The 21,258-nt window shown below is 57.4% G+C and carries 22 protein-coding genes; 15 read left to right on the top strand and 7 right to left on the bottom strand.

Features of this window, described 5'->3' with window-relative positions:
- Positions 1 to 70: 70 nt before the first annotated feature.
- The 3 genes from speB to A3L02_RS09315 all read left to right on the top strand — a co-directional run bounded on the left by speB (position 71) and on the right by A3L02_RS09315 (position 2,874).
- The gene (speB, locus tag A3L02_RS09305) at positions 71 to 934 is read left to right on the top strand and encodes an agmatinase (protein WP_088863645.1); all 864 of its coding nucleotides are present in this window, start codon (positions 71 to 73) and stop codon (positions 932 to 934) included.
- 138 nt (positions 935 to 1,072) lie between these two features.
- Positions 1,073 to 1,567 (top strand): CBS domain-containing protein, encoded by a 495-nt coding sequence (locus A3L02_RS09310; protein ID WP_088863646.1) that lies wholly within the window; start codon positions 1,073 to 1,075, stop codon positions 1,565 to 1,567.
- Complete coding sequence (locus A3L02_RS09315; RefSeq protein ID WP_088863647.1) at positions 1,555 to 2,874, top strand: cation:proton antiporter; 1,320 nt, start codon at positions 1,555 to 1,557, stop codon at positions 2,872 to 2,874. Before A3L02_RS09310 ends, A3L02_RS09315 begins: the two co-directional genes overlap by 13 nt.
- A 15-nt stretch (positions 2,875 to 2,889) precedes the next feature.
- Here the strand turns inward: A3L02_RS09315 and A3L02_RS09320 are convergent, their stop codons facing one another.
- Positions 2,890 to 3,360 carry a hypothetical protein gene (locus tag A3L02_RS09320; protein WP_088863648.1) on the bottom strand — a complete coding sequence of 157 codons (471 nt, stop codon included), beginning with the start codon at positions 3,358 to 3,360 and terminating at the stop codon, positions 2,890 to 2,892.
- A 75-nt stretch (positions 3,361 to 3,435) separates the two neighbouring features.
- Between A3L02_RS09320 and A3L02_RS09325 the strand changes: the two genes are divergently transcribed.
- From A3L02_RS09325 to A3L02_RS09370, 10 genes are all read left to right on the top strand, one after another.
- Positions 3,436 to 5,154 (top strand): chloride channel protein, encoded by a 1,719-nt coding sequence (locus A3L02_RS09325; protein WP_088863649.1) that lies wholly within the window; start codon positions 3,436 to 3,438, stop codon positions 5,152 to 5,154.
- An 18-nt stretch (positions 5,155 to 5,172) separates the two neighbouring features.
- Positions 5,173 to 6,432: a TIGR00375 family protein gene (locus A3L02_RS09330; protein WP_088863650.1), complete on the top strand. Its 1,260-nt coding sequence runs from the start codon at positions 5,173 to 5,175 to the stop codon at positions 6,430 to 6,432.
- Positions 6,433 to 6,437: 5 nt separating this feature from the next.
- Positions 6,438 to 7,409 carry a thiamine-phosphate kinase gene (locus tag A3L02_RS09335; RefSeq protein WP_088863651.1) on the top strand — a complete coding sequence of 324 codons (972 nt, stop codon included), beginning with the start codon at positions 6,438 to 6,440 and terminating at the stop codon, positions 7,407 to 7,409.
- 40 nt (positions 7,410 to 7,449) lie between these two features.
- The gene (locus A3L02_RS09340) at positions 7,450 to 8,331 is read left to right on the top strand and encodes a lysylphosphatidylglycerol synthase transmembrane domain-containing protein (RefSeq protein WP_088863652.1); all 882 of its coding nucleotides are present in this window, start codon (positions 7,450 to 7,452) and stop codon (positions 8,329 to 8,331) included.
- Complete coding sequence (locus tag A3L02_RS09345; protein ID WP_088863653.1) at positions 8,307 to 9,533, top strand: glycosyltransferase family 4 protein; 1,227 nt, start codon at positions 8,307 to 8,309, stop codon at positions 9,531 to 9,533. Before A3L02_RS09340 ends, A3L02_RS09345 begins: the two co-directional genes overlap by 25 nt.
- On the top strand, positions 9,530 to 10,252 hold the full coding sequence (locus A3L02_RS09350; protein ID WP_088863654.1) for a polysaccharide deacetylase family protein: 723 nt from the start codon (positions 9,530 to 9,532) through the stop codon (positions 10,250 to 10,252). The genes A3L02_RS09345 and A3L02_RS09350 overlap by 4 nt, the downstream gene beginning before the upstream one ends.
- A gap of 24 nt (positions 10,253 to 10,276) precedes the next feature.
- Positions 10,277 to 11,323 (top strand): AmmeMemoRadiSam system radical SAM enzyme, encoded by a 1,047-nt coding sequence (amrS, locus tag A3L02_RS09355; protein WP_088863655.1) that lies wholly within the window; start codon positions 10,277 to 10,279, stop codon positions 11,321 to 11,323.
- Between the two features lie 2 nt (positions 11,324 to 11,325).
- Entirely contained in the window at positions 11,326 to 12,150 is an 825-nt protein-coding gene (locus A3L02_RS09360; protein WP_088863656.1) for a hypothetical protein, read from the top strand.
- Positions 12,151 to 12,350: 200 nt separating this feature from the next.
- Positions 12,351 to 14,165, top strand: coding sequence for an S-layer protein (locus tag A3L02_RS09365; protein ID WP_088863657.1), 1,815 nt, complete (start codon positions 12,351 to 12,353; stop codon positions 14,163 to 14,165).
- A gap of 45 nt (positions 14,166 to 14,210) precedes the next feature.
- A complete protein-coding gene (locus A3L02_RS09370) occupies positions 14,211 to 14,993 on the top strand; it encodes a hypothetical protein (RefSeq protein ID WP_088863658.1) in 783 nt (260 codons plus the stop codon).
- Here the strand turns inward: A3L02_RS09370 and A3L02_RS09375 are convergent.
- Entirely contained in the window at positions 14,983 to 16,728 is a 1,746-nt protein-coding gene (locus A3L02_RS09375; protein ID WP_088863659.1) for a radical SAM protein, read from the bottom strand. The genes A3L02_RS09370 and A3L02_RS09375 overlap by 11 nt on opposite strands.
- An 86-nt stretch (positions 16,729 to 16,814) precedes the next feature.
- Between A3L02_RS09375 and A3L02_RS09380 the strand changes: the two genes are divergently transcribed.
- On the top strand, positions 16,815 to 17,357 hold the full coding sequence (locus tag A3L02_RS09380; protein WP_088863660.1) for a ferritin-like domain-containing protein: 543 nt from the start codon (positions 16,815 to 16,817) through the stop codon (positions 17,355 to 17,357).
- Here A3L02_RS09380 and rsmA read toward each other — a convergent pair.
- The 5 genes from rsmA to A3L02_RS09405 all read right to left on the bottom strand — a co-directional run bounded on the left by rsmA (position 17,321) and on the right by A3L02_RS09405 (position 20,821).
- On the bottom strand, positions 17,321 to 18,178 hold the full coding sequence (gene rsmA / locus A3L02_RS09385) for a 16S rRNA (adenine(1518)-N(6)/adenine(1519)-N(6))-dimethyltransferase RsmA (protein ID WP_088863661.1): 858 nt from the start codon (positions 18,176 to 18,178) through the stop codon (positions 17,321 to 17,323). The two genes, A3L02_RS09380 and rsmA, sit on opposite strands and share 37 nt — an antisense overlap.
- Positions 18,175 to 18,795, bottom strand: a complete 621-nt coding sequence (locus A3L02_RS09390) for a DUF655 domain-containing protein (RefSeq protein ID WP_088863662.1) — start codon at positions 18,793 to 18,795, stop codon at positions 18,175 to 18,177. Before A3L02_RS09390 ends, rsmA begins: the two co-directional genes overlap by 4 nt.
- Before the next feature lie 68 nt (positions 18,796 to 18,863).
- Positions 18,864 to 19,226 (bottom strand): RNA polymerase Rpb4 family protein, encoded by a 363-nt coding sequence (locus tag A3L02_RS09395; RefSeq protein WP_088863663.1) that lies wholly within the window; start codon positions 19,224 to 19,226, stop codon positions 18,864 to 18,866.
- A 2-nt stretch (positions 19,227 to 19,228) separates the two neighbouring features.
- Entirely contained in the window at positions 19,229 to 19,525 is a 297-nt protein-coding gene (locus A3L02_RS09400; protein WP_088863664.1) for a 50S ribosomal protein L21e, read from the bottom strand.
- 135 nt (positions 19,526 to 19,660) lie between these two features.
- Positions 19,661 to 20,821: a tRNA pseudouridine(54/55) synthase Pus10 gene (locus A3L02_RS09405; protein ID WP_088863665.1), complete on the bottom strand. Its 1,161-nt coding sequence runs from the start codon at positions 20,819 to 20,821 to the stop codon at positions 19,661 to 19,663.
- 59 nt (positions 20,822 to 20,880) lie between these two features.
- Between A3L02_RS09405 and A3L02_RS09410 the strand changes: the two genes are divergently transcribed.
- Complete coding sequence (locus tag A3L02_RS09410; protein ID WP_088863666.1) at positions 20,881 to 21,174, top strand: transcriptional regulator; 294 nt, start codon at positions 20,881 to 20,883, stop codon at positions 21,172 to 21,174.
- The last annotated feature ends 84 nt before the right edge of the window (positions 21,175 to 21,258 follow it).

A 21,258-nucleotide genomic window follows, 5' to 3' on the forward strand; every position in this document is an offset into this window, starting at 1 on the left:
TCTGCTTCGAATCCGCTCACTCCATCCGAATCCTTTTAAGGTGCGCCTTCTACTCTACGGAGGTGAGGGCATGGATTTCCTCTACACTTACGAGACGCTCAAGCTCGAATTCCCACTCTCCGAACCAGAGAACGCTAAGTTCGTCATCCTCGGGGTTCCCTTCGACGGGACGACAAGCTTTAAGCCCGGGGCGAGGTTCGGGCCGACGCTCATAAGGCACGCGACGCTCAACCTCGAGAGCTACATCCTGGACTACGACGTGGATATAGCAGAGCTCCCGATAGCGGACATAGGTGACATCGCCGTCGTTGCCGGCGACCCGAGGAGAACCGCGGACAGGGTGAGGGAAACGGTTGAAGAGCTCAAAAGGGCCAATCCCGGTGCAATTCCGATACTCCTCGGGGGGGAGCACTCACAGACCCTTGGGGCGGTGGAGGCCCTGAAACCCGCGAGCTACGTGGTATTCGACGCCCACCTCGACCTCAGGGACTCCTACGAGGAGAACCCCTACAACCACGCCTGCGTGGCGAGGAGAATAGCGGAACTCGGGGTAGGCGAGGCGATTTTCGGGATAAGGAGCGGGACGAGGGAGGAGGTCACCTACGCCGAGGAGCATGGAATCCCCTGGGTCCATGCAAGGGACTACGACTTCGATGCCTTCGTCGAACTGGTAAAGCCCCTCCCGGAGCCCGTTTACCTCTCCATAGACATAGACGCCTTCGACCTCTCGCTCGTTCCCTCGACCGGGACACCTGAGGCCGGTGGACTGGGCTTCTGGGAAGTGGTGGAGGCCATGGAGTGGCTCGTGGAGAACAAGAGGCTGGTCGGCTTCGATATAATGGAGGTTGGGGGTGGCGAACTCGGGGACATCACGGCGCTAACCGCGGCGAAACTCCTCTTCTATTTCCTGGGTGCAGGGGCCGGTATCCTTTAATTCTCCTTTCGTTGGGATTCTGTTACCGCCTGGAGAAATGACCTGCTGGTACAATGCTCTAAACGTCTCTCCAGTGTCCTCAATAACTCACGAAACCTTAAATAGAACCTCGTTCGTTCTTTAAACCCGGTGGTGATGATGGAAGTCGAGTCCGCCCTTGAAATCCTTCACTCCATAAAGCTGGCGGATATCATGCCCAGCATTGAAACAATGCCCGTAGTCACCGCTGACACGGATATCATAAACGTCCTCAAAATTCTGAGAAGCAGACACCATGTTTGGGTGGTTGACGACAGGGAGAACAGGGAACTCGTGGGTGTCATCAGGTACCTTGACGTTATGGACCTCCTCCTCCCCCCCGAGGCCCACAGGTTTAAGCTCGGTATGACGAGCAACACCATGAGATCGATCCTCGGAGGGGCCACCAGAGCGGGGGACGTTGCCGAGAGACAGGTTCTCACGATAGAGGAAGACGCCACCGTCCTTGACGCCCTGATGAAGATGCGCAAGTACAGGATACAGGTGCTGGCGGTCGTGAAGGACGGAAAACTGGTTGGTGAGATGAGCCTGCGCATACTGATAGACGAACTGCTGAGACTGCTCCGGGTGGGTGGGGCCCAATGGAAACGGTAACGTGGCTTCTCTTCACCGTAGGAATCTCTCTGATCCTGGCCAAGATAGGGGACAGCATAATCGAGCGATTCGAACTGCCTGGCGTTCTTGGAGAGCTTCTGATGGGAATGATACTGGGGAACCTCGTCTATTTCGGGATGATCGCCCCCCAGTACCTCCCGATAGTCAGCGGGGAGGGCTTCACCACGGATTTGACGGTCGTTTCCAACTTTCTGGCCAAGTTGGGCATAATATTCCTGCTGTTCCTCGGCGCCCTCGATTCCGATATCGAGCAACTCAAGAAAACGGGGATTACCGCTACGGTCTCCACAGTTCTCGGCGTCTTCGTGCCGCTCGTCCTTGGCTGGTTCGCCCTCACGGAGATGGGATACCCGAGTAGAGAGGCCTTCGCCGGCGGTGTCCTGCTCACAGCCACGAGCGTAGGATTAACCGTCCGCGTCATGATGGACCTTGGGGTCCTCACGAGCGAGGTCGGCGCCGCCTCGCTGAGCGCGAGCGTCATGGACGATTTCCTTGGCATAGCCCTCATCATATTCGCCGTCGGCACAGGAAGTCTCCTCGAGCTGAGCGTCAAGATAGTCGCGTTCTTCATAATAACCGGTCTCGTCTGGTGGTACCTCGTCGATTATTACATAAAGTTCGCGGAGAGGCTCCACGTCGAGAAGGGCATCCTCGGAACCGTCCTCGGGATGATGTTCCTCTTCGCGGCCTTAGCCGAGGGATGGTTCGCGGCGGCCATCGAGGGCGCGTTCATGATGGGCCTCGTGCTCTCGAAGCTCCCGGAAGGGAAGCGCCTCATGGAAGACGTGAAGGCCATCGGCTACGGCCTGCTCATACCATTCTTCTTCGTCCACACCGGCGCGATGCTCAACCTGACGGTCTTCGAGAACGCGAACGCCCTCGTGCTCGCGGCGGTTCTGACAACGGTTGCCGTCGTCGGAAAGATAGTCGGAAGGGGATTCGGAGCGTGGATGACGGCGTGGGGCCGCGGCAGGGCCTTTCTCTTCACGAGGGAGAACTTCTGGATGTCCCTCCAGATGGGCATAGGCTCGATTCCGAGGACGGAGGTGGCTCTCGTCGACCTCATGGTGGCGGTACACGGTGGTGCGATAAAGCCGCAGGACGCCCCCGAGTTCATAGCGGCGACGCTGATATTCATAACGGTCTCGGTGCTGATAACGCCACCGCTCCTCAAGTGGGCGTTCAGGAGGGAGATAAGCGAGGCCACCACCGCAAAGACCGCGAGGAAGGTGGAGAGAATCCAGAAAACCAAGGAGAGGATAAAGAAGATAAAGGGTTCACCGTGAGCCTTTCCTTTTTTGTCAGCCAAAGAACGCCCCCATCATGTCCATCTGCTCATCGCCGATTCCCTTTACCCTGAACTCGGGCATCTCGGGGATGAGCCTCTCGTACTCCTCGCCCGTTATCTCCCTCGCTTTTCCGCTCTCAACGAGGTAGAAGAGCCCGTAGTCCGGGTCACGGTAGGCGACGAGGAACCTCTCGACCTCTACGTCGTCGAAGTTCACGAAGATGACGTTTCCACCGGTGTAGGGACGCCTGCACTTGAAGGGGAAGCTCGAGGAGTTGAGCATGGCATCGCCAAGGGCCTGGTTGGCCCTCTCCCCGTTTATCTCCGTCCAGAACTTCCTGCCCTCGAAGTCGCCCTCGACAACTATGAGGAACCTCACCCCGTCGAGCTCGAGGACGGGGGCACTGTTCTTCGCGAGTATCTTAAACAGCTCGCCGATGGTCTCGGCGTTCCTGAGGGAAGCTACGAATCCTTCGACCTTCATGGTTTCCACCGGGGCTATTGTGGTGGGGGACTATAAAAGCTTAAGCTTTTTAGTGAGTACTCCCATCAGGTATCGATGACCTCTAAAGGTGCCTATCTAAGAAGGTGGAGTGTTATCATCGTTTTCTCAATCCTTGCCGGGATAGTGGGGGGACTGGGGGCGGTGATATTTCGACTGTTGATCAGCGGGGTTAACCGGCTCTTCTTCAGAGGGTTACTGCAGAAAGCCTCCTACACCATCGGCGGTATCAACGTTGGGTACGTTCTTCCCCCAACCCTCGGGGCGCTGGTGGTCACCCTCATAGTCCTCAAACGTCCAGAGATACGGGGAAACGGTATACCCGAGGTGATAGAAGCGGTAATATTCAAAGGCGGTAACATTCCCGGGGAGTTCGCGGTTCTGAAGACGATAGCCACGGCGGTAACGATAGGTTCCGGCGGAAGCGTTGGCCGGGAGGGGCCTATAGGCTTCATAGGTGCCGCCCTGACGTCGATCCTGGCGCGCTGGTTCAACCTATCCCGGGAGATGAAGAGGCTCCTCGTCACCTGTGGCCTGGCGGCCGGTATAGCAGGGACCTTCAACACCCCGCTCGCCGGGGCGATGTTCGCCCTTGAGGTGGTCTACATGGGAGCCTTCTCCATAAACCTCGTGCCCATCTTCATCTCCGCGGTTACGGGCAACGCGATAACCCTGGCGGTTCTCAAAAGGGCGGTCGAGATAGAGATCCCCGGCGGAATAGGGCACACCCTTCCGGAGCTCCCCCTGTTTTTCATCCTCGGACTGCTCCTCGGCTCTCTCGCCGCGTTCTACGCCAGGTTCCTCTACGGCACGGTTGACTGGTTCTCGAAGGCCCGGCTACCCGAATACGTCAAGCCCGCCCTGGGGGGTTTTGGGGTCGGCCTCCTCGGCATGATGCTTCCAGCCTACGGTATATTCGGGATAGGCTACGAGGGCATGAGGATGGCCTTCTACGGGAAACTAACCGTGGGGTTCCTCGTAGTCCTCGGAGTGGCCAAGATGCTGGCGACGGCCCTTACCATAGGCCCCGGCCAGAGCGGCGGCATCTTCGCCCCGAGCCTCTACATCGGAACCATGTTCGGGGCGGCCTTCGGGGAAGCCGTAAGGGCCCTCCTCCCCGGTTTGAACGCGAACCCCACCGTTTACGCCCTCGCGGGGATGGCCGCCTTCTTCAGCGGCATGACACAGGCCCCGCTTACCCAGATACTCATGGTTACCGAGCTGACGAGGAGCTACGCTGTCCTCCCCGCGGTTATGACCTCAGCAACAATGGGTTTTCTCACCGCCCGGCTCTTTCTACGGGGGGAGTCCATCTATACCCTCAAGCTACTCCGGAAGGGTTATCGTGTAAAAACAGGAAGGCCCGTCATCCTCGAGACGATACCCGTGGGGGAGATAATGACGCGGGAGCCGGTTTACGTTAGCGAGGATCAGGCCCTCTTCGAGGTTGAAAGGCTGATAGGAGAGACCGGCCACGACTGCTTCCCCGTAGTCAACGAGGACATGGAGGTCATCGGCGTAATCGGCGTAAAGGACGTTCTCAAGAAGTCCTCACGGATTAAAGGCCTGCCGGTGAGACGCTTCCTCAGGCGTTCCTACGGGGTTACGTATCCAAACGAGACGGCCGAGGAGGCCTTTGAGAAGCTCATGGCCCACGATCAGAACCTCCTGCCAGTTCTGGAGAGTCCAGAGAGCAGAAAGCTCGTTGGAGTGGTGACCAAAAGGGACATATACCGCGCCTACTACCGCGGTCTGGAGGGCATGTACATAGAGTGAAGGGAAGAAGGTGGTTCAATGCTGGCCGATGCGGATCTTCACATACATTCCCGTTATTCAAAGGCGGTCTCGAAGTTCATGACCTTCCCGAACCTCGCCGAAAACGCGCGTTTTAAGGGGCTCGCGGTGGTCGGTACCGGGGACGTACTAAACCCGAGGTGGGAGGAGGAACTGCTCAAATATACAGAGAAAGTCGATGAGGGCACCTACGAGAGAAAAGGGGTTCGTTTCATCCTCACGACGGAGGTCGAGGACAGCAGGCGGGTTCACCACCTCCTCATTTTTCCGAGCCTATCAGCCGTGGAGGAGATGCGGGAAAGGCTGAGCCCCTATTCGAGCGATATAGAGAACGAAGGAAGGCCGAGGGTCAACCTTTCGGCGGCGGAGATAGCGGACCTGGCGAACGAGCTCGACGTTCTGATAGGGCCTGCCCACGCCTTCACCCCCTGGACGGCCCTTTACAAGGAGTACAACAGCCTAAGGGAGGCCTACGACGGGGCGAGGATAGACTTCCTCGAGCTCGGTCTCTCGGCGGACAGCGAGATGGCCGACATGATAAGATCCCATCACTCGCTCACCTACCTGAGCAACAGCGACGCCCACTCGCCGATGCCCCACCGCCTCGGGAGGGAGTTCAACCGCTTTGAGGTCGATGAGGCGACGTTCGAGGAGGTACGGAAGGCCATTCTGAAACGCGGAGGCAGGAAGATCGTCCTGAACGCCGGTCTCGACCCCAGGTTGGGCAAGTACCACCTCACCGCGTGCTCCCGCTGTTACACGAAGTACTCCCTCGAGGATGCGGAGGCGTTCAGGTGGAAGTGCCCCAAGTGCGGCGGCAGGATAAAGAAAGGCGTGAGGGACAGGATCCTCGAGCTGGCCGACACGGAGGAGAGGCCGAATGACAGGCCGCCCTACCTCCGTCTGGCGCCGCTGGCGGAGATAATCGCGATGGTCATCGGGAGGGGTGTGGAAACGAAGGCCGTGAGGGCTATCTGGGAGCGCTTTTTAAGGGAGTTCAGGAGCGAGATAAGGGTCCTCGTCGACGTCCCCATCGAGAGCCTGGCGGAGGTTCACGAGGAGGTCGCCAAAGCCGTGTGGGCCTACAGAAAAGGCAAGCTCAGCGTTATCCCCGGAGGGGGAGGGAAGTACGGCGAGATAAGGCTACCGGAGGAGATAAGGAACGCAAAGATAGAGGACCTTGAATCCATTGAGATCAACGTTTCGGAGGATGAATACAGGCCCAGACAGACGAGCCTTATGAAATTCCTGAGGAGGTAAGGTGGATGGCGAGTGAATGGGATATAATTGAGCTCTTTACGCGGAACCTCAAACTCCAGGGTGACCTTCCGCTTGGAGACGACGCGGGGGCGATTAGGCTGGGCGACGAATGGCTCGTGGCGACGAACGACATGCTCGTGAGAGAGACGGACGTACCGGATATCATGACGCCCGAGCAGGTCGGTTTCAAGGCCGTTACAATGAACGTCAGCGACGTTGCGGCGATGGGTGCGAAACCGCTCGGTTTCCTCTTCTCCCTTGGGATTCCTGCGGACATCGATACGAACTACCTGGAGGGCGTTGCGAGGGGGATCGGGGAAGCCCTCGAGTTCTACGATGTGCCAGTTCTCAGCGCCGACACGAACAAGGCCGATGACCTGATAATAGACGGGATGGCCCTCGGGAGAACGGAGAGGCTCCTCACAAGGAGCGGGGCGAAGCCCGGCGATCTGGTCTGCGTGACCGGCGACGTGGGGCGGGCCCTCGCGGGTCTTCTTCTATGGAAGAATAAGATGGATGTGCCCAAAAGAATAAGGGAGCCGCTCTACGAGAAGCTCCTCGAACCGAGGGCCCGGGTGGTCGAGGGAATGGAGCTTAGCAGGTACGCTAACGCCGCCATAGACGTAAGTGACGGCCTCTCCAAGGAACTGCACCTCCTCTCAAGGATGAGCGGCGTTAGGCTTGAGATCGATGTCGAAAGGCTCCCGATTAGGGATGAGGTCATCGAGGCCGCACGGATGCTTGGAGTGGACCCCATCGAGATGGCACTCACCAGCGGCGAGGAGTTCGAGCTCGTCTTCACGGTACCCCCCGAGATGGTTACTGCCCTTCAAATGGATTTCACCGTTATAGGAAGGGTCGAAAACGGAGCCGGCGTGTACATTACCACCGATGGAAAAAGAACGGAAATGCCCCTACTCGGCTGGGAACACCTCGAGGGAGGGTTAAACGGAACGTATAGAGCGTTGTTCCGATAACGTTATAAAATCACGAGCCAATGAGGGGTAGGTCGGGACTATGCTGGGGAGTATTGCAACATCGGCAAGACAGTATTTTTCACTGGTTGGGACCGTCTCCCCAAGGTACCTTGCCCTGGCCTTTCTCACTTACTACGTGAGCGTCCTTCTCTACGGGATTCGATGGAAACTCGTTCTAAACGGTGTAGGCAGAGACGCTCCACTGGGGGAGCTCGTTAAGGCCATACTCGCCTCCATCTTCATAAACAACGTCACCCCGATGAGCAGGAGCGGGGGGGAACTGCTCAGGATGGCGTGGGTGTCGAGAAGGGCCATGGTACCCACGGGGGTCTCGGCCGTCAGCATAGTCTACGAGCGCATACTTGAGACGGTCCCCGTGTTCGTCCTTTTCCTTGCCGGGATGACCTACTTCTCGTCCGAGGAACCGATACCCTTTGTGCTCCTGGGGGTTACGGGCATATTCCTGATATGGGTTAAATGGGATTCCTTCGTCAGGCTCTCCCTCCACCTGTTCAAAGCCCCCGTAAGCCCCGAAGAGATCGAGAGGATAGCCTCCTTAAAGGACATGCACGGCCTCAACGTTGCCGCGATCATCCTCAGTTCGGTCGTCTGGCTCCTCGACGTCCTCCGGTTGAAGCTCATCACCCTCGCCTTTGGGCTCAACCTTGCCTGGAGCTTTATAGCGGTCATCTCAATAGCCAACCTCTTCTTTGGCCTCCTCGCCTTTACCCCGGGGGGCGTGGGAATAATCGAAGGCGGGCTCATCGGAACGCTCACGTACTTCGGTATCCCCACCGCCCTCGCGGTCTCGATAACCCTACTGGAACGCTTTGTATCGTACGTAGTCAGCAGCCTGGTGGGACTGGTGGTGCTCCTGACGTCCGGAGGGGTTGAAATATGGAAAGCCTTAAAATCGCAATAGCCTCCGACTGGTTCTACCCCAAAATCGGGGGAATAGAGTCCCATATTGATGAGCTCTCCCGCAACCTCCTTCTCAGGGGACACGAGCCCCACGTCCTGACCCACGATTACCGCTACATGAAACCTTACGTGGACGACTCTCCCTACCCCGTTCACAGATTCGCCGGGACCTTCTATTTTCGTAGCTACCACTCCAGCGTTGGATTCTCACAGCTGTGGAGAATAAACGAGCTCTACAAGGAGATGAACTTTGACATCACCCACGTTCACAGCATATACTCCCCCTTCTCGGTGGCTGTCTCGGACGTGTCAAGGGGGCTGAGAAACGTCCCCGTCGTGGCCACGAACCACTCCTTCTACGGAAAGCCCCCCTTTGATTCTCTGATCAGGAGGTTCATCGGCAACAACCTCAAGAGGGTGGACACGTTTATAGCCGTCAGTACCCCGGTAGCAGAGGACACCCGGAACCTGCTTGGCGAGAGGCTCAGAGGACGTCCCGTTTTTGTGGTGCCCAACGGGATAGACGTTGAGAGATGGCGGCCGCCGGAGCCTGAGGAAAGGGAGAGGGCCAGAAGGGAGGTCGGTGTGAAGAACGAGGTGGTGATCCTCTACCTCGGGAGGATGACGGAACGCAAGCAGGCACACAGAATACCGGTAATGGTGAGGGAGGCCCTAAGACGGAGCGGAATTCCGAAAAATAAGGTGAGGCTTATAATGGTGGGAAACGGACCTATGAGGCCAGTCCTTGAGAGGAACCTTAGGGAAACGGGCGTAGGAGAAATAACCGACCTCTACGACTTCATGGAGAGGGGGAGGCTCCTACCGCTCTACTGGGCGGCCGACATGGTCCTGACGCCCGGTATCCTCGAGGCCTTTCCCGTCGTGGGCCTTGAGGCAATGGCAACGGGAAAACCGGTAATCGGGAGGAAAGAGAGCGGCATATCCGATATGATAGTGAACGGTGTAACGGGCCTCCTGGCGGAGAGCGAGGAGGGCATGGTAGAAAACCTGGCCGTTGCCATACAGGAGAGGGATAAACTTGTGGCCATGGGGAGGGAGGCCCGCAGGCGCGCCGAGAGGGAATTCTCGTGGGAGGTTGTGCTGGATAGACTGCTGGGCGTGTACAGACGCACGATGGATATGAGGGACGAAGTGGACAGGAGGTACCTGCTCTACAGGCTGATCAGGGGGATTTCGTTATGATGGTGTCGATAACCTTCGACGTCGAGCACGACTGCCCGCCTTACTTAGAGACCACGAGGGGAATGGAAGATGGACTGCCAAGGCTTTTGGACCTGCTGGCGGAGAAGGGGGTAAAGGGGACCTTCTTCTTCACGGCCGAGATGGCGAGGCGCTTCCCGGGGCTCGTAAGGCGGGTGATCGACGAGGGACATGAACTTGGAAGTCACAACTACAACCACGAAAGGCTCGATAAGCTCACGAGGGGAGAGGGCGAGAGGGTCATCGAAAAGTCGCTCGAGGTACTACGCCAGTTCGGGGAGGTGGTCTCATTCCGGGCCCCCAACCTGCAGTTCCCTAATTACTATTATGATATACTGTCAAAAAACGGAGTCCTCGTGGACTCGTCGAAGGCAACATACAAGGGCTACCGCGAGGGCGTGAGGTTCTTTGGAGACGTCCTCGAGGTCCCCGCCTCGACCACGTCCTCGGTCATAAGGCTCCCCTGGAGGATTCAGAGGATCGTCCACAAACGCCTGAAGGAGCCGAGGGTCTACTTCGTCCACCCGTGGGAGTTCGTCCCGATGCAAAAGGAAAAGATAAGGTGGGACTGCAGGTTCAACACGGGGGAGAAGGCCCTCGAGCTTCTGGGAAGGTTGATAGACTGGTACAAGAGCCAAGATGTAGAGTTCCTGACGATGAGGGAGTACTACGAGAGGTACCAAAAGCTTAAACGGGGGTGAGCCTACCTTCCTTGGGTGAGAGCCATGCGCGAGGCCATGTACTGGGAGCCGCTCGGGGACGGAAAGGTGAGGTGCAGGCTGTGTCCCCTCAACTGCATAATAAACGAGGGCCAGCGCGGCTCCTGCAGGGTGAGGAAGAACATCGGCGGCAGACTCTACACCCTCAACTACGGGAAGGTCTCATCGATCGCCGCCGACCCCGTCGAGAAAAAACCCCTCTTCCACTTCTGGCCGGGTTCGTGCGCCCTCTCCGTGAGCACCGTCGGGTGCAACATGCACTGCAAGCACTGCCAGAACTGGGAGATAAGTCAGGCGGACGAGAGCTTTCCCTATCTCCACGACGCCACACCCGGGGAAATCGTTGCCTTAGCCAGGCGCTACGGATGCGAGAGCATAGCCTACACCTACAACGAGCCGGTCATCTGGTACGAGTTCGTCCTCGATACCGCCAAACTGGCCAGGAGGGAGGGCGTGTACAACCTCCTAATAACCAACGGTTACATAAACGAGGAGCCCTTCAGGGAGCTTGCCCCCTACGTAGACGCCATGAACATCGACATCAAGGCCTTCAACGATGAATTCTACATGAAAATATCGGGAGTGCCGGGCGGCGAGCCGAGCAGAAGGACCGCTGAAATAGCCAAGAAGGAGTTCGGAATCCAGGTTGAGCTGACCTACCTGATAATCCCTACGCTGAACGACGGCGAGGACGAGATACGGAGGTTCGCCCGGTGGGTGGTCGAGAGCCTCGGCGATGAAACGCCGGTTCACTTCTCCAGGTTCTTCCCCAACTACAAGCTCACCAACCTGCCCCCGACCCCCATCGAGACTGTGGAAAAGGCGTACCGCATCGCCAGGGAGGAGGGGCTGAAGTTCGTCTACGTTGGCAACGTACCCGGTCACGAGGGCGAGAACACCTACTGCCCGAAGTGCGGCAAACCTTTAATAGTCCGCAGGGGATTCGAGATCATCGGGTACCACGTGAAGGACGGAAGGTGCGGGTACTGCGGCGAGCCCGTTCCCGTGGTGGGCACTTACCGAAAAAAGCGATATAAATGGATGTGGTGGTGAAATTGACGGATATAGAGGTTATCTTCTACATCGAAGGCATAGGCAACGACGAGAAAGTTTTAGAAAGGGCCCTGAAGGAGACCGCCGAGAACCTCAGGAAAGAGAAGAACGTTAAGATCAAGTACGTGAACCTTGAGGAGGTCATGGAGAGCCCGGAGGAGGAGCTCCTCAGGTATTCGGGGGTCATAGAGGCCGGGTTGGAGGGAGGCCTCGCGGAGGTAGTCCGTCTGACCCTGCGCTACTCCCCCGCCATAGTGGAGGTACTGAGACCCGGAAAGCTGGAGGTTGAATCCAAGGAGCTCATGAAGATCCTCGGGGAAGTTTCGCTGTTCATGGGAAAACTCATGGAGGAGTTCGGAGGTCTGGCCGTTTATCCCAAGCTCGACGACGTGCCCGAGCCGAGAATGGGCTATTCACGGAATGAAACTGAAGAGTTCATAGTCGAGGATAGGGACGTGCTCTACCGCTTTGTCATAGAGGTCTTCGGTGAAGACGAGGAAGGCATAAAGACGACCATGGCCAAGGCCCTCGCGATCGAGGGGTGCAAAATAAACAAGCTCGTCGTTCAGGGAAAAGCCGAGGATGGAAAGTTTAAGGGTCTCCTCGCGGCCGAGCTTCTATCACCCGTTGAGACGCTCTTTCAGCTAACGGCAAAGTACGCCCCCGTTGCGATCTCGATAATGGAGCCCGAGATCATAGACATCACCGCCAACGAGCTTCAGAACACGTTAACCGACCTGGGCGGCTTCGTCAACGAACTGGTGACGAGGCCCTTGAAGAGGCGGCTCGCGGAGAAGAAGAACACGGAGTTCAAACTGAACCCGTGATATTATCGTCAAAAGGCGAAAAGCTTATAGGCATTTAATTAAGCCCCCTTTCATTTTTACGGCAATGAGCGAGCTTTTTTAAGGCAGAGAAAGGGTCTGAAAGCGAAAAGTATATATACCCCAATGGGATAGAGAGTGAGTGACGATACATCTTAGACCATTTCCGGGCTCAAAGCCCGCACTTAAGGAGGTGTTGGGAAATGAAAGTGAAGAAGATCGCGGCCCTTGCAATCGGTGCCGCAATGGTTGGAGCCACCATGGGCTTTGCCAGCGCTCAGCCGACCGTCCCGAACATACCGAAGGACTTCTTCGTTAACGCCGACGGAACCCCGAACGTTAAAATCGTTGTTGGAAGTAACGCTGCCGCCATGGACGTTGCCAGCGCCGCTGACATAGCCGTTGCCCTCGGAAGCCTGCTCTACACCAGCAAGCAGGTTGACGTTCAGGGCGACTACGTGAAGATAAAGGCCGAATACCCACCCGCCACCCTTGACTCGTGGACGATTTACGCTTACAACTACGACACCATGACCAACGACCACGGACTCACGATCAACGGAAGCGAGAACTGGGCCACCAAGTACGACGAGCTTCCGGGTGACTACTGGTACAACGGCGCCGCCTACACCGGCACCTACGCTGACTGGAAGAGCCAGTTCATGGTTAACACCACCATCGCCGACAAGGACAAGATAAACGGCGACCAGCTCATCGACTGGCACATAACCCTCAGCAACGTGGGCCTCAGCTCCAAGGACCCGAGCAGCTGGGACCAGAGCAGGCCGCCCAAGGACGCCGACCTCGTCATCACCCCGGGCAACGTCACGGTCTTCGTTGACTACGTCCTCTACAACTACAGCGTCACCAAACCCGAGCAGACCAGGGCCGAGTACCCCGAGTGGGGCGTCCCGGCCGACTACCAGAATGGCACTGAATATTACATTGGAGACGCCGAGAACGTCGCCGCCGGTGGCGGAACCATCGTCAGCACATACAGCAATGGCGTTGGAGCCGGTGGCACCTTCACGGTCTTCGGCCAGACCTACTACGTCCTCAGCGTCGGTAACGACACCTTCACGGCAGGTCTCGACAAGGGCACCGCCTGGTACCAGGTTGGCCAGCCGCAGGCCATAGAGGGCACCGACTGGGTCGTCACCGCCCTCGACATAAGCATCATTGACCAGAGGGCCCTCGTCAAGGTAGAGAACGCCGTCACCGGCCAGCACGAAGACCACGTTATCCTCGAGAAGGACACCCCCGTTACGCTCTTCAGCGGTGCGGTTGTACTCACCCTCAAAGACACCTTCGTCGGTGTCAACGGCAACCTCATAGCCGAGATCGCGGCCCAGGTTGACGTTAAGGACCACAGCAGCGGTGACACCGTCACCTACGACGGCAAGACCTGGGAGATGACCATCCACACCGACGGCACCTACATAACCAACATCACCCTCACCAACAAGGACACCCTCGAGGGCAACCCGGTCGACATCTTCGGCACCTACGACCTCAAGTACAGGTTTGAGCTCAAGAGCCTCAACGAGCAGGACGTTGGCTACGACATCGACGGCAACGGCGCCATCGACGACGTCGACCGCGTCGTCGCCTACGCCTACATCGACCTCACCGAGAAGCAGGGCACCGTTAAGGAGATAGAGCTCAAACCCGGCGACCAGGTCCTCGGCAGTGATTACTACGTCAGCGAGATCCACGCCACCGCCCAGGTTACCACCATCAAGCCGGTCACCGAGCCGATAACCGTCATGGACTACGAGGTCGATGTCAACGATCCGGGAAGCAACCTCATCCTCGTCGGCGGTCCGGTCGCCAACAGCGTCACCAAGTACCTCGTCGACAACGGCATCAGCAACGTTGACTGGTACAACAGCCCAGGCGACATCGAGTACCTCCAGGGTGCCCTTGGCGGCTACGACGTCGTTATCGTCGCCGGTGCCACCAGGAACGAGACCAGGGCTGCGGCCGAGGCTCTTATGCAGTACCTTGCCGGCCTCTGAAGGCCTTTCCTTCTATTTTAATTCCCTTTTCTGGGGGTTTTGAAGTTGAATCAAGGAAAACTCGCGGCGATTCTTGTAATTCTCGTATTGGTTGCGGCTCCAATCGGTTACTTACTGTACTTCTACCACGGCTTTGAGGCCGTCGTTAACCCTGGAGCGCCAAAGGCATCGAATCACTACGTGGTTGTGTACTCTCCCTCGGCCAAATTCTACGTCCTGACGGATGAACAATACCAAGAGCTCCTGGGCCAGGGAACGAAGCCATCGGAAGGCTCAAAGCTGTTCAGGGTCACGGTCGATAGTTACATCACCGGAAGTCCCGGCGTTGACCTCAACCTGACGCTCAGGAGCTTTTACAAACGCTTCACGGTAGTCATCGGGGATCCCTCGGTGGCCAACTGCAAGGATTCCCCGCAGCTGTATACGGGGGACTGCAGGTACAGAACCCTCACGGTCTCGGAGATCTCCGGCATGGTCTCCAACATATTCTCAACGAACTACTACATAGAGGGCCTCAAGATGGGCTACGACAATGCCACGGCGAAGCAGTACGCCTTCAACCAGACGTGGCTCAGACACGAGAAGACTTACCTGTCCTTCTGGACCAAGGTGGACATCGGACGCGGCAAGATCGGAAACGAAAACCATCTGGTGGTTCTCCTCCTCGGACCGGCGGAAGGGGCTAAAGAAAACAGAATATTCGTCCCCCGAAAGGGAGTACTCGTGATAGAGGGTAAAACCGACGAGACGCTGAGGGCGGAAGTAGTTCTCATCGAGAACCTCATCGGGTTCTCGTGGCCCAGAAAGAACGAGACCACTACAGGGTGATTATCCCGTCCAGGCTCTTCCTCTTCTCTTCTCCCACGAGGTCAAAGAACTCGTCCTTACCCCTAAACGGTCTCTTCGAGAGTATCCGGACAACGTTTCTCTTTCCGATGCCCGGGAGGTATTGAAGAACCCTCGGGGACTCGGTGTTCACGTTAACGGGCACAGGGATCCCGGTTATGCTCCGAAAGCCATGATCGACTATCAGGACGTCGTAGAACCTGTTCAGTTCAACTTCCTTGGGAATGCCCACGATCAGGGGATAGCTCCCCATCTGCCTCCCGTAGGTTAGACCTTTGTCGAAAACCTCGGCGCGGACGTCCCGGAGGATCGTTCCAGCCGGAACGACGCGCCTGAGCATCGGGAGGTCTATCCCGTGTCTTATCTTGTACCTGTAGTGCTGGATGAGCTTCCTGTGCTTTTCCGTCTTGACCCTCTTCCTCAGATGCCACAGCGGAGTGCCCGGGAAGACGACCACCTGGCGGATGTTTATGCGCCTCACCATCAGTCCATCGTCCAGGATGCGCTTCAGGAACCCGAACGTCAGCTCGTAGCTCTTCTTCGTCTCCCCCGGGAGGCCGAAGATGATGTTTATCCCCGGAAGGAGCCAGGGCATGCCGTTGGGCCCGCGTTTTCCGCCGACCTCGTTGAGGATCCTCACCGCCTCGTAGGTCTCCTCCGCGGTGGCGTTCAGGTTGTTCAGCCTGGCAACCTTTGGGTCGGCGCTCTCGAGGCCGAAAGCCACCACGTTGCCCGGGGTTCCGTACCTCATCAGGGCCTTCGCTATCCTCACGGATTCCTCCGGGTAGTTGGCTATGACGGCAGGATTGGCGTTGTCAACGTGGAGCGTTTTAACGTCCGGTGCGACGGAGCGGATTCCCCTGAAGAGCTTCTCAATTGCCTCCGGATTGGGAACGGGAACGCGGCCGTTCGGCCTGGCCATGTAGGAGAATATACAGCTCTGCCGTCCAACGCGGAAGTGCCTCACGCCGAGGTCGTAGAGGGCCTTCACCTCGGCAACTATGTCCCCGATCGGCCTGTCCTCGACCGTTCTGTACCTCACGGGCTCGGTGCAGAAGGAGCATCCACCAATCCCCATGGCCTTGGGGCATCCCCGCTGGCTCTCGATCTCGACTATGACGAAATCCGGGTAATCGGGGAACTGCCTGACAACCTCAGCGCCGAGGACGGCGTAGTCCCTCAGCTCATCGTAGGTTCTAAAACGGAAGGGGTCAGCCCGCCCGGGATCCCTCAGAAAGTCGTAAAGGAACGCCTCGAGGTCACCGTATACGATGTGATCGAAGACGGCACCCGCCAGAGCCAGCTCGCGGGAACTGATCCGCGTACCCCCCTCGTGCGCGGAGCCCATAAAAGCGGGCCCGCCGAGTATCTTAACCCCGCCGAACGGTTTGAGGAACCCCGCTACCTCCTCCACCTGAGAGGGAACCGCTGAGAGGTACTTGCCGGGGGTGTGGAGACCGCCCATGTAAACCAGAACGTCCGCCTTTTCAAGTATCCTCCTCGTCTCCGGAAAGTTGGGGGTTTTGTTTTTGGTGGCCACCCCCCTTTCTCCCTCGAACGTTGCCCTGAGGTCGTCTATGGTGAGATAGAAAACCCTGGCGTCGTTACGGGCCTTTTTAACCGCCCCGTAGGCGTAGCGGGGGTATATGCCGAGGTACGGGGGCACGCCCAGCCCCGCGGGTTCGTCGGTGTAACCGTCTATGAGGGCAACTATCATGGTCGAAACTACCGGCATCCTCTTAAAAATGAATCGGAGACGAAAAGTATAAGGGCTTCGATGCCATAGAGGTATGGGGGATTAAGTTGGGAAGTCCATATTACCAAACGGAGAATGAGAGGGAGACCCTCCGGGAGACGCTTGAGGCACTGGCCGAACTCAACAACAAAGAACTTATCGCGTACTGGATAGGCCAGGAGCTGAAGGAAGCGGAGATGTACCACAGGCTCCACAAGCTCAGCAAAGAAGCCAACTGGGATGAAAGGATCCCCAGGCTGTTCCTTCAGCTCTACAAAGAGAGCCTTGGACACGCGGAGACCCTGCTTGGGATGTTCAAACAGATGTTCCCCGATGAAAGACCTCCACAGGTAGACCTCCCCGCCCTGGAAGTTGAGCTATCAGAGAAACAGCTCGTCGAGATGATCCGGACCGGAGAATTGAGGGGCATCCTCAAATACCTCATGGGCACGGAGCGTATGGCCCGCGACGTTTACCATTACCTCGCGGAGAGAAACGAGAATGAAGATGCAAAGGCGACGCTGATATGGCTCGCCAACATCGAAGAGGGCCATTATCAGAAGCTAAGGAACGTCTATACCGCACTGTTTGAGGAGGAACCCGGGGAGTGACTATCCAGGATCCCCCCAGCTCTCAGGAACTCCTCGATCTCTTTAACTTCGTAGGGGGACAGCCTGAAGACGCGTTCCTCCGCGTGGGGCATCCCGGGGAGAACGTCCCTGATTTTCCTGAACTCCTCCCTGCCGAGCCCCAGCATGTGGTGGGACTTCTTCAGGGCGGCAAGGGCGGTGCTCCTCCTGTGCTGGAAGAGGGCCCTCACAAGGTTTTCATCGAGCTCCACCCTCTCGTCCCGGGGTTTGGGCTCGAGGATCACAACGGCGGAGTCGACCTTCGGCCTGGGCCAGAACGCGCCTTTTCCTATCCTCTCAACGAGTTCGGCGCGGGCCCTCGCCTGAACCATGAGGGAGAGCCGGGAGTAGTTCCTGTCCCCGGGTTTCGCCACCATCCTCCGGGCGAACTCGAGCTGGTATATCAGAACGGCCCGTTCGAATTCGTGCTTCAGAAAGCGGAAGGTTACGGGGGAGGAGATTCCGTAGGGGAGGTTTGAGACTATCTTATTGAACTCCGGAAAATCAACCCTCAGCGCATCCCCTTCTATTATCTCGACGTTGGGCCAGTCGTACTCCCTTCTGAGTATCTCCACGAGACGGTGGTCCTTTTCGATGGCGTAAACTTTGCCGGCCCGTTTGCTCAGGGCATCGGTGAGAACCCCAAGGCCGGGACCGACCTCAAGAACGCGGTCCCTCTCGCTGAGCCCGGCCCTCTCAACGTTCCTCTCAACTATATCCGGAACCATTAGGAAGTTCTGACCGAGGTCGGGGTTTGCCCTGAGGTTGTACCTTGAAATAAGGGAGAAAAGACGTTCCCTCATACGCGGAATATCCTCCTTGAGCCGACGAAGAGCCTGTACCTGTCCTTTCCCTCGAGTTCGTCAACGACCCTCCGGGCTATCATCTTCGCTGGATCGGGAAGGCCCTTAACGCGGTTGTGGAGATCCTCGAAGCTCTTGAAGGGTTCCCTCTTGCGCTCATCGAGTATCTCCCACATGTGCTTCTTTCCTATGCCGGGGAGGAGCTCCAGGCTGTGGAGCCTGTTGGTTATGGGTGGGGCAACGTTGAAGAACTGGACGAAGCGTTCCTCGTTGTTTTTGACTATCTCCTCAACAACGTAGGGAAGCTCGGCCTTGGCGGTGGCGGTCAGGTCGTCGTAGTGGATCTTCTTGTTTATCATCAGGATCTTATCCCGTTGCCCCTTTCCGATGAAGACTCTCTCGTAGAGCGTGAGGTCACCCTTCGGTGCAACCTCAAGGAGCGTGAAGGCCTTCTCGCCTATAACCTGGGCAACGGGCTTTCCGGTCCTCCTCCCGGTGTTTAAATCGGTGTAGCCCTCCGGCAGGTAGTCCAGCACGTAAGCGTACTCCTCATACTCAACGTTTCGCCTCTTCTTTTCGAGGCTCTCCCTGTAAGAATGTCTCCGGTACCTGTCCATAGTCTCTCCCCCAGAAATTATATCCCCCAGAGTTTTTATACTTTGTCTCGAAAAAGGAAAAGAAGGGATCACTCTCGATATTCGTCGAGGAGCCGTATTATCTCCTCGGCCTCCTCTCTGGTGGGCATGTAATCCTCCTTGCTGAAGATCACCCGTATGTCAAAGTAATCCTCGGGCATGAGGTCAACGAGCTTCGCGGCGAGCCGCTCGTCCATCCACTCGAAGAGTTCCACGAGCTTTCCCTTCAGCTCAACCGCCTGCTCTGGTTTAAGCCTGGCGAAGCGCTCGGCGTGCTCGAGGCTAACCCTGGCCTCGTAAAACATTGGCTCCTCGGGGTTCTCCTCCATGCCCTCGGCCCTGCGCCTTTCGAGGAGCTCCCGGGTCTCGGCTATGGTAATGTACCGCTCCTCGAGCTTCTTCCTCCCTATCATGCTCATCCCTTCTGGGCCCTGAGGTGAACCGGGTGGATGAAGAAGGTCTTAACCTTCCCGCCGTCCTTAACCTGGACGACGTAGGCGTCGCCGCGCTTTCCGACGACCGTTCCGGTTCTCCCGTGGAACCTCGGGTCGGGCATCCCCCTGTGGTAGCTCGGCTCGATGACTATGTGGACCCTCTGCCCGACTTCAAACTCCTGAAGGAAGCGGGTGAGCGGTGGGAGTCCCCTCCTTCTGGGGCCCTTGCTGAGCTTCCCCCGGGTCTTTCTCTTAAAGCTGTGGGCTTTTTTGACCATTCACACCACCTCACGAACTCTTATCCATCGCACGGGCACACGAAGGCGTATTCGGCCTTTTCAAACCTTTTCGGCGTATCAGCTAAGCCCTTTATGGCTCCGCTATCCAGTCGGGGAAAACCGTTTATAAAGTTTTCAGTCGTCGAGGATGTTCAGCACGTCGAGCCTCTCGCACCAGGCGGGCTTTCCAAGTAACTCGCTCACCGATGGACTCGTGCGCCCCCTATCGCCGGACACCAACTCCTTGATGTAGAGGCCGCCGTCGGTGACGAGCCTGAGCTCGAAGTGCCTCCCATCGAGCCATCTCGCCTCGGCCTCGTGAACCTTTTTGATTCTGATCCTGTCTGCCCGCGCCTTCCTCACGCGCCAGGGGGTCCTCTGGTGGATCTCAATGCCCCTGAGCCTCTCCGCCACCTCCCGCGCTTCCTCCGGAGTAACGCCATCGTCGACGCGGACGAGGGCGAGGTACTCCTTGCGGTGGTTTCCAGTGAGAACCTCCTCGGCCTCCTTCGCCGAAACGAGGTGGAGGTTCAGAACCTCAACCCTTCCGCTCGCGTTTATCTCCTCCGCGATGGCGTTGAGATCAAGATTCCTGCGCCTCGGGCGTTTTATCTCAACGATGAAAGGCCGCCCGTTCCCGAGCATCCTGACATCAACATCCTCCCTCCCCGCCCCCTTGAAAACGCACTTTCCACCGGACGCCTTAGAAAACGGCCGGCAGACAATCGAGGCGACGCTATCCTCAAAGTCCGGCAGAGGCGTTTGGGGAATGCCCCGAACAAGCTTTCTGTAACGACCGTAGATGTAGAGGGGGTTTATCTGGAGTTCAATTTTTCCGGAATAGGACTCCACGATGAAAACAACATCCGGATCCCGGGAGGTCTCCTTTCCAACCACTCTCCCAAAGGCCTTACCGAGCTCGCGGTTGAACTCCCGGTTTATCGGCTCGGCCGTTTCGATTCCGAACTCCCTCCAGAGGGTCTCTTCCTTTTCCCTCACCTCGGGCGGAAAACGGGAGCCGACGAGGAAGGTCTCGAACTCGATCCCGGAAGAAACGTTCTCCAGCTCCTCCACGAGCTCCGGGATTCTATCGAAGACGTTGCCGCAGAGCTCGCAGGTTTCGGGTTTCTCAAAGGGGGGCAACCCCTTAGCGGAGCGTTCCATGTTGAGGACGAAGCGTATCGCCTTCCCCCTCTCCCCGTTCGTGCCCCTTCCCAGTTTGGCGAAGAGCCTCCCCAGACAGTGGTCGCAGAGGTTGTTAGACTCCAGGATCTTCCCGGCGGTTTCGATTATCATTCCCACACCCCGCGAGTTCATCCGCAGGATTTATATCCCCCAATTCAGACCTTCCCGCGATGATGACTCGAAGGGCGAGGATAATAAAGCTTTTGGAGGAGAGGGACTACTCCCCGGCCGAGCTCTCCATGGCCCTCGGGCTGAGGGGAAGGGGGGCGAAGAAGGTAATCCTCGAGGACCTCAGGGCGATTCAGAGAACGCTAAAGCGCGAGGGAAAGGTGCTCCTCATAAAGCCGGCCGAGTGCAGGAAGTGCGGCTTCGTCTTTAAGCCCGAAATTAAAATCCCAACGCGCTGTCCGAGGTGCAAGTCGGAGTGGATAGAGGAGCCGAGGTTTAAGATAGAGGTCAGGTAATTGTCATTTAGACAAGAATCACGTGGAATTTCGGCCTGATTTCGTCGTTCATCCAGCCCGAAGGTTTATATTGAGGCGTTCACA

It is taken from the genome of Thermococcus celer Vu 13 = JCM 8558 (genome assembly GCF_002214365.1).
Lineage (GTDB): Archaea > Methanobacteriota_B > Thermococci > Thermococcales > Thermococcaceae > Thermococcus > Thermococcus celer.

What these genes read in the sequence shown, in the direction of transcription:
- speB (WP_088863645.1), top strand. Translation starts at nt 71, where the DNA reads ATGGATTTCCTCTACACTTACGAGACGCTCAAGCTCGAATTCCCACTC.
- A3L02_RS09310 (WP_088863646.1), top strand. Translation starts at nt 1,073, where the DNA reads ATGGAAGTCGAGTCCGCCCTTGAAATCCTTCACTCCATAAAGCTGGCG.
- A3L02_RS09315 (WP_088863647.1), top strand. Translation starts at nt 1,555, where the DNA reads ATGGAAACGGTAACGTGGCTTCTCTTCACCGTAGGAATCTCTCTGATC.
- A3L02_RS09320 (WP_088863648.1), bottom strand. Translation starts at nt 3,360, where the DNA reads ATGAAGGTCGAAGGATTCGTAGCTTCCCTCAGGAACGCCGAGACCATC.
- A3L02_RS09325 (WP_088863649.1), top strand. Translation starts at nt 3,436, where the DNA reads ATGACCTCTAAAGGTGCCTATCTAAGAAGGTGGAGTGTTATCATCGTT.
- A3L02_RS09330 (WP_088863650.1), top strand. Translation starts at nt 5,173, where the DNA reads ATGCTGGCCGATGCGGATCTTCACATACATTCCCGTTATTCAAAGGCG.
- A3L02_RS09335 (WP_088863651.1), top strand. Translation starts at nt 6,438, where the DNA reads ATGGCGAGTGAATGGGATATAATTGAGCTCTTTACGCGGAACCTCAAA.
- A3L02_RS09340 (WP_088863652.1), top strand. Translation starts at nt 7,450, where the DNA reads ATGCTGGGGAGTATTGCAACATCGGCAAGACAGTATTTTTCACTGGTT.
- A3L02_RS09345 (WP_088863653.1), top strand. Translation starts at nt 8,307, where the DNA reads ATGGAAAGCCTTAAAATCGCAATAGCCTCCGACTGGTTCTACCCCAAA.
- A3L02_RS09350 (WP_088863654.1), top strand. Translation starts at nt 9,530, where the DNA reads ATGATGGTGTCGATAACCTTCGACGTCGAGCACGACTGCCCGCCTTAC.
- amrS (WP_088863655.1), top strand. Translation starts at nt 10,277, where the DNA reads ATGCGCGAGGCCATGTACTGGGAGCCGCTCGGGGACGGAAAGGTGAGG.
- A3L02_RS09365 (WP_088863657.1), top strand. Translation starts at nt 12,351, where the DNA reads ATGAAAGTGAAGAAGATCGCGGCCCTTGCAATCGGTGCCGCAATGGTT.
- A3L02_RS09375 (WP_088863659.1), bottom strand. Translation starts at nt 16,728, where the DNA reads ATGATAGTTGCCCTCATAGACGGTTACACCGACGAACCCGCGGGGCTG.
- rsmA (WP_088863661.1), bottom strand. Translation starts at nt 18,178, where the DNA reads ATGAGGGAACGTCTTTTCTCCCTTATTTCAAGGTACAACCTCAGGGCA.
- A3L02_RS09390 (WP_088863662.1), bottom strand. Translation starts at nt 18,795, where the DNA reads ATGGACAGGTACCGGAGACATTCTTACAGGGAGAGCCTCGAAAAGAAG.
- A3L02_RS09395 (WP_088863663.1), bottom strand. Translation starts at nt 19,226, where the DNA reads ATGATAGGGAGGAAGAAGCTCGAGGAGCGGTACATTACCATAGCCGAG.
- A3L02_RS09400 (WP_088863664.1), bottom strand. Translation starts at nt 19,525, where the DNA reads ATGGTCAAAAAAGCCCACAGCTTTAAGAGAAAGACCCGGGGGAAGCTC.
- A3L02_RS09405 (WP_088863665.1), bottom strand. Translation starts at nt 20,821, where the DNA reads ATGATAATCGAAACCGCCGGGAAGATCCTGGAGTCTAACAACCTCTGC.
- A3L02_RS09410 (WP_088863666.1), top strand. Translation starts at nt 20,881, where the DNA reads ATGATGACTCGAAGGGCGAGGATAATAAAGCTTTTGGAGGAGAGGGAC.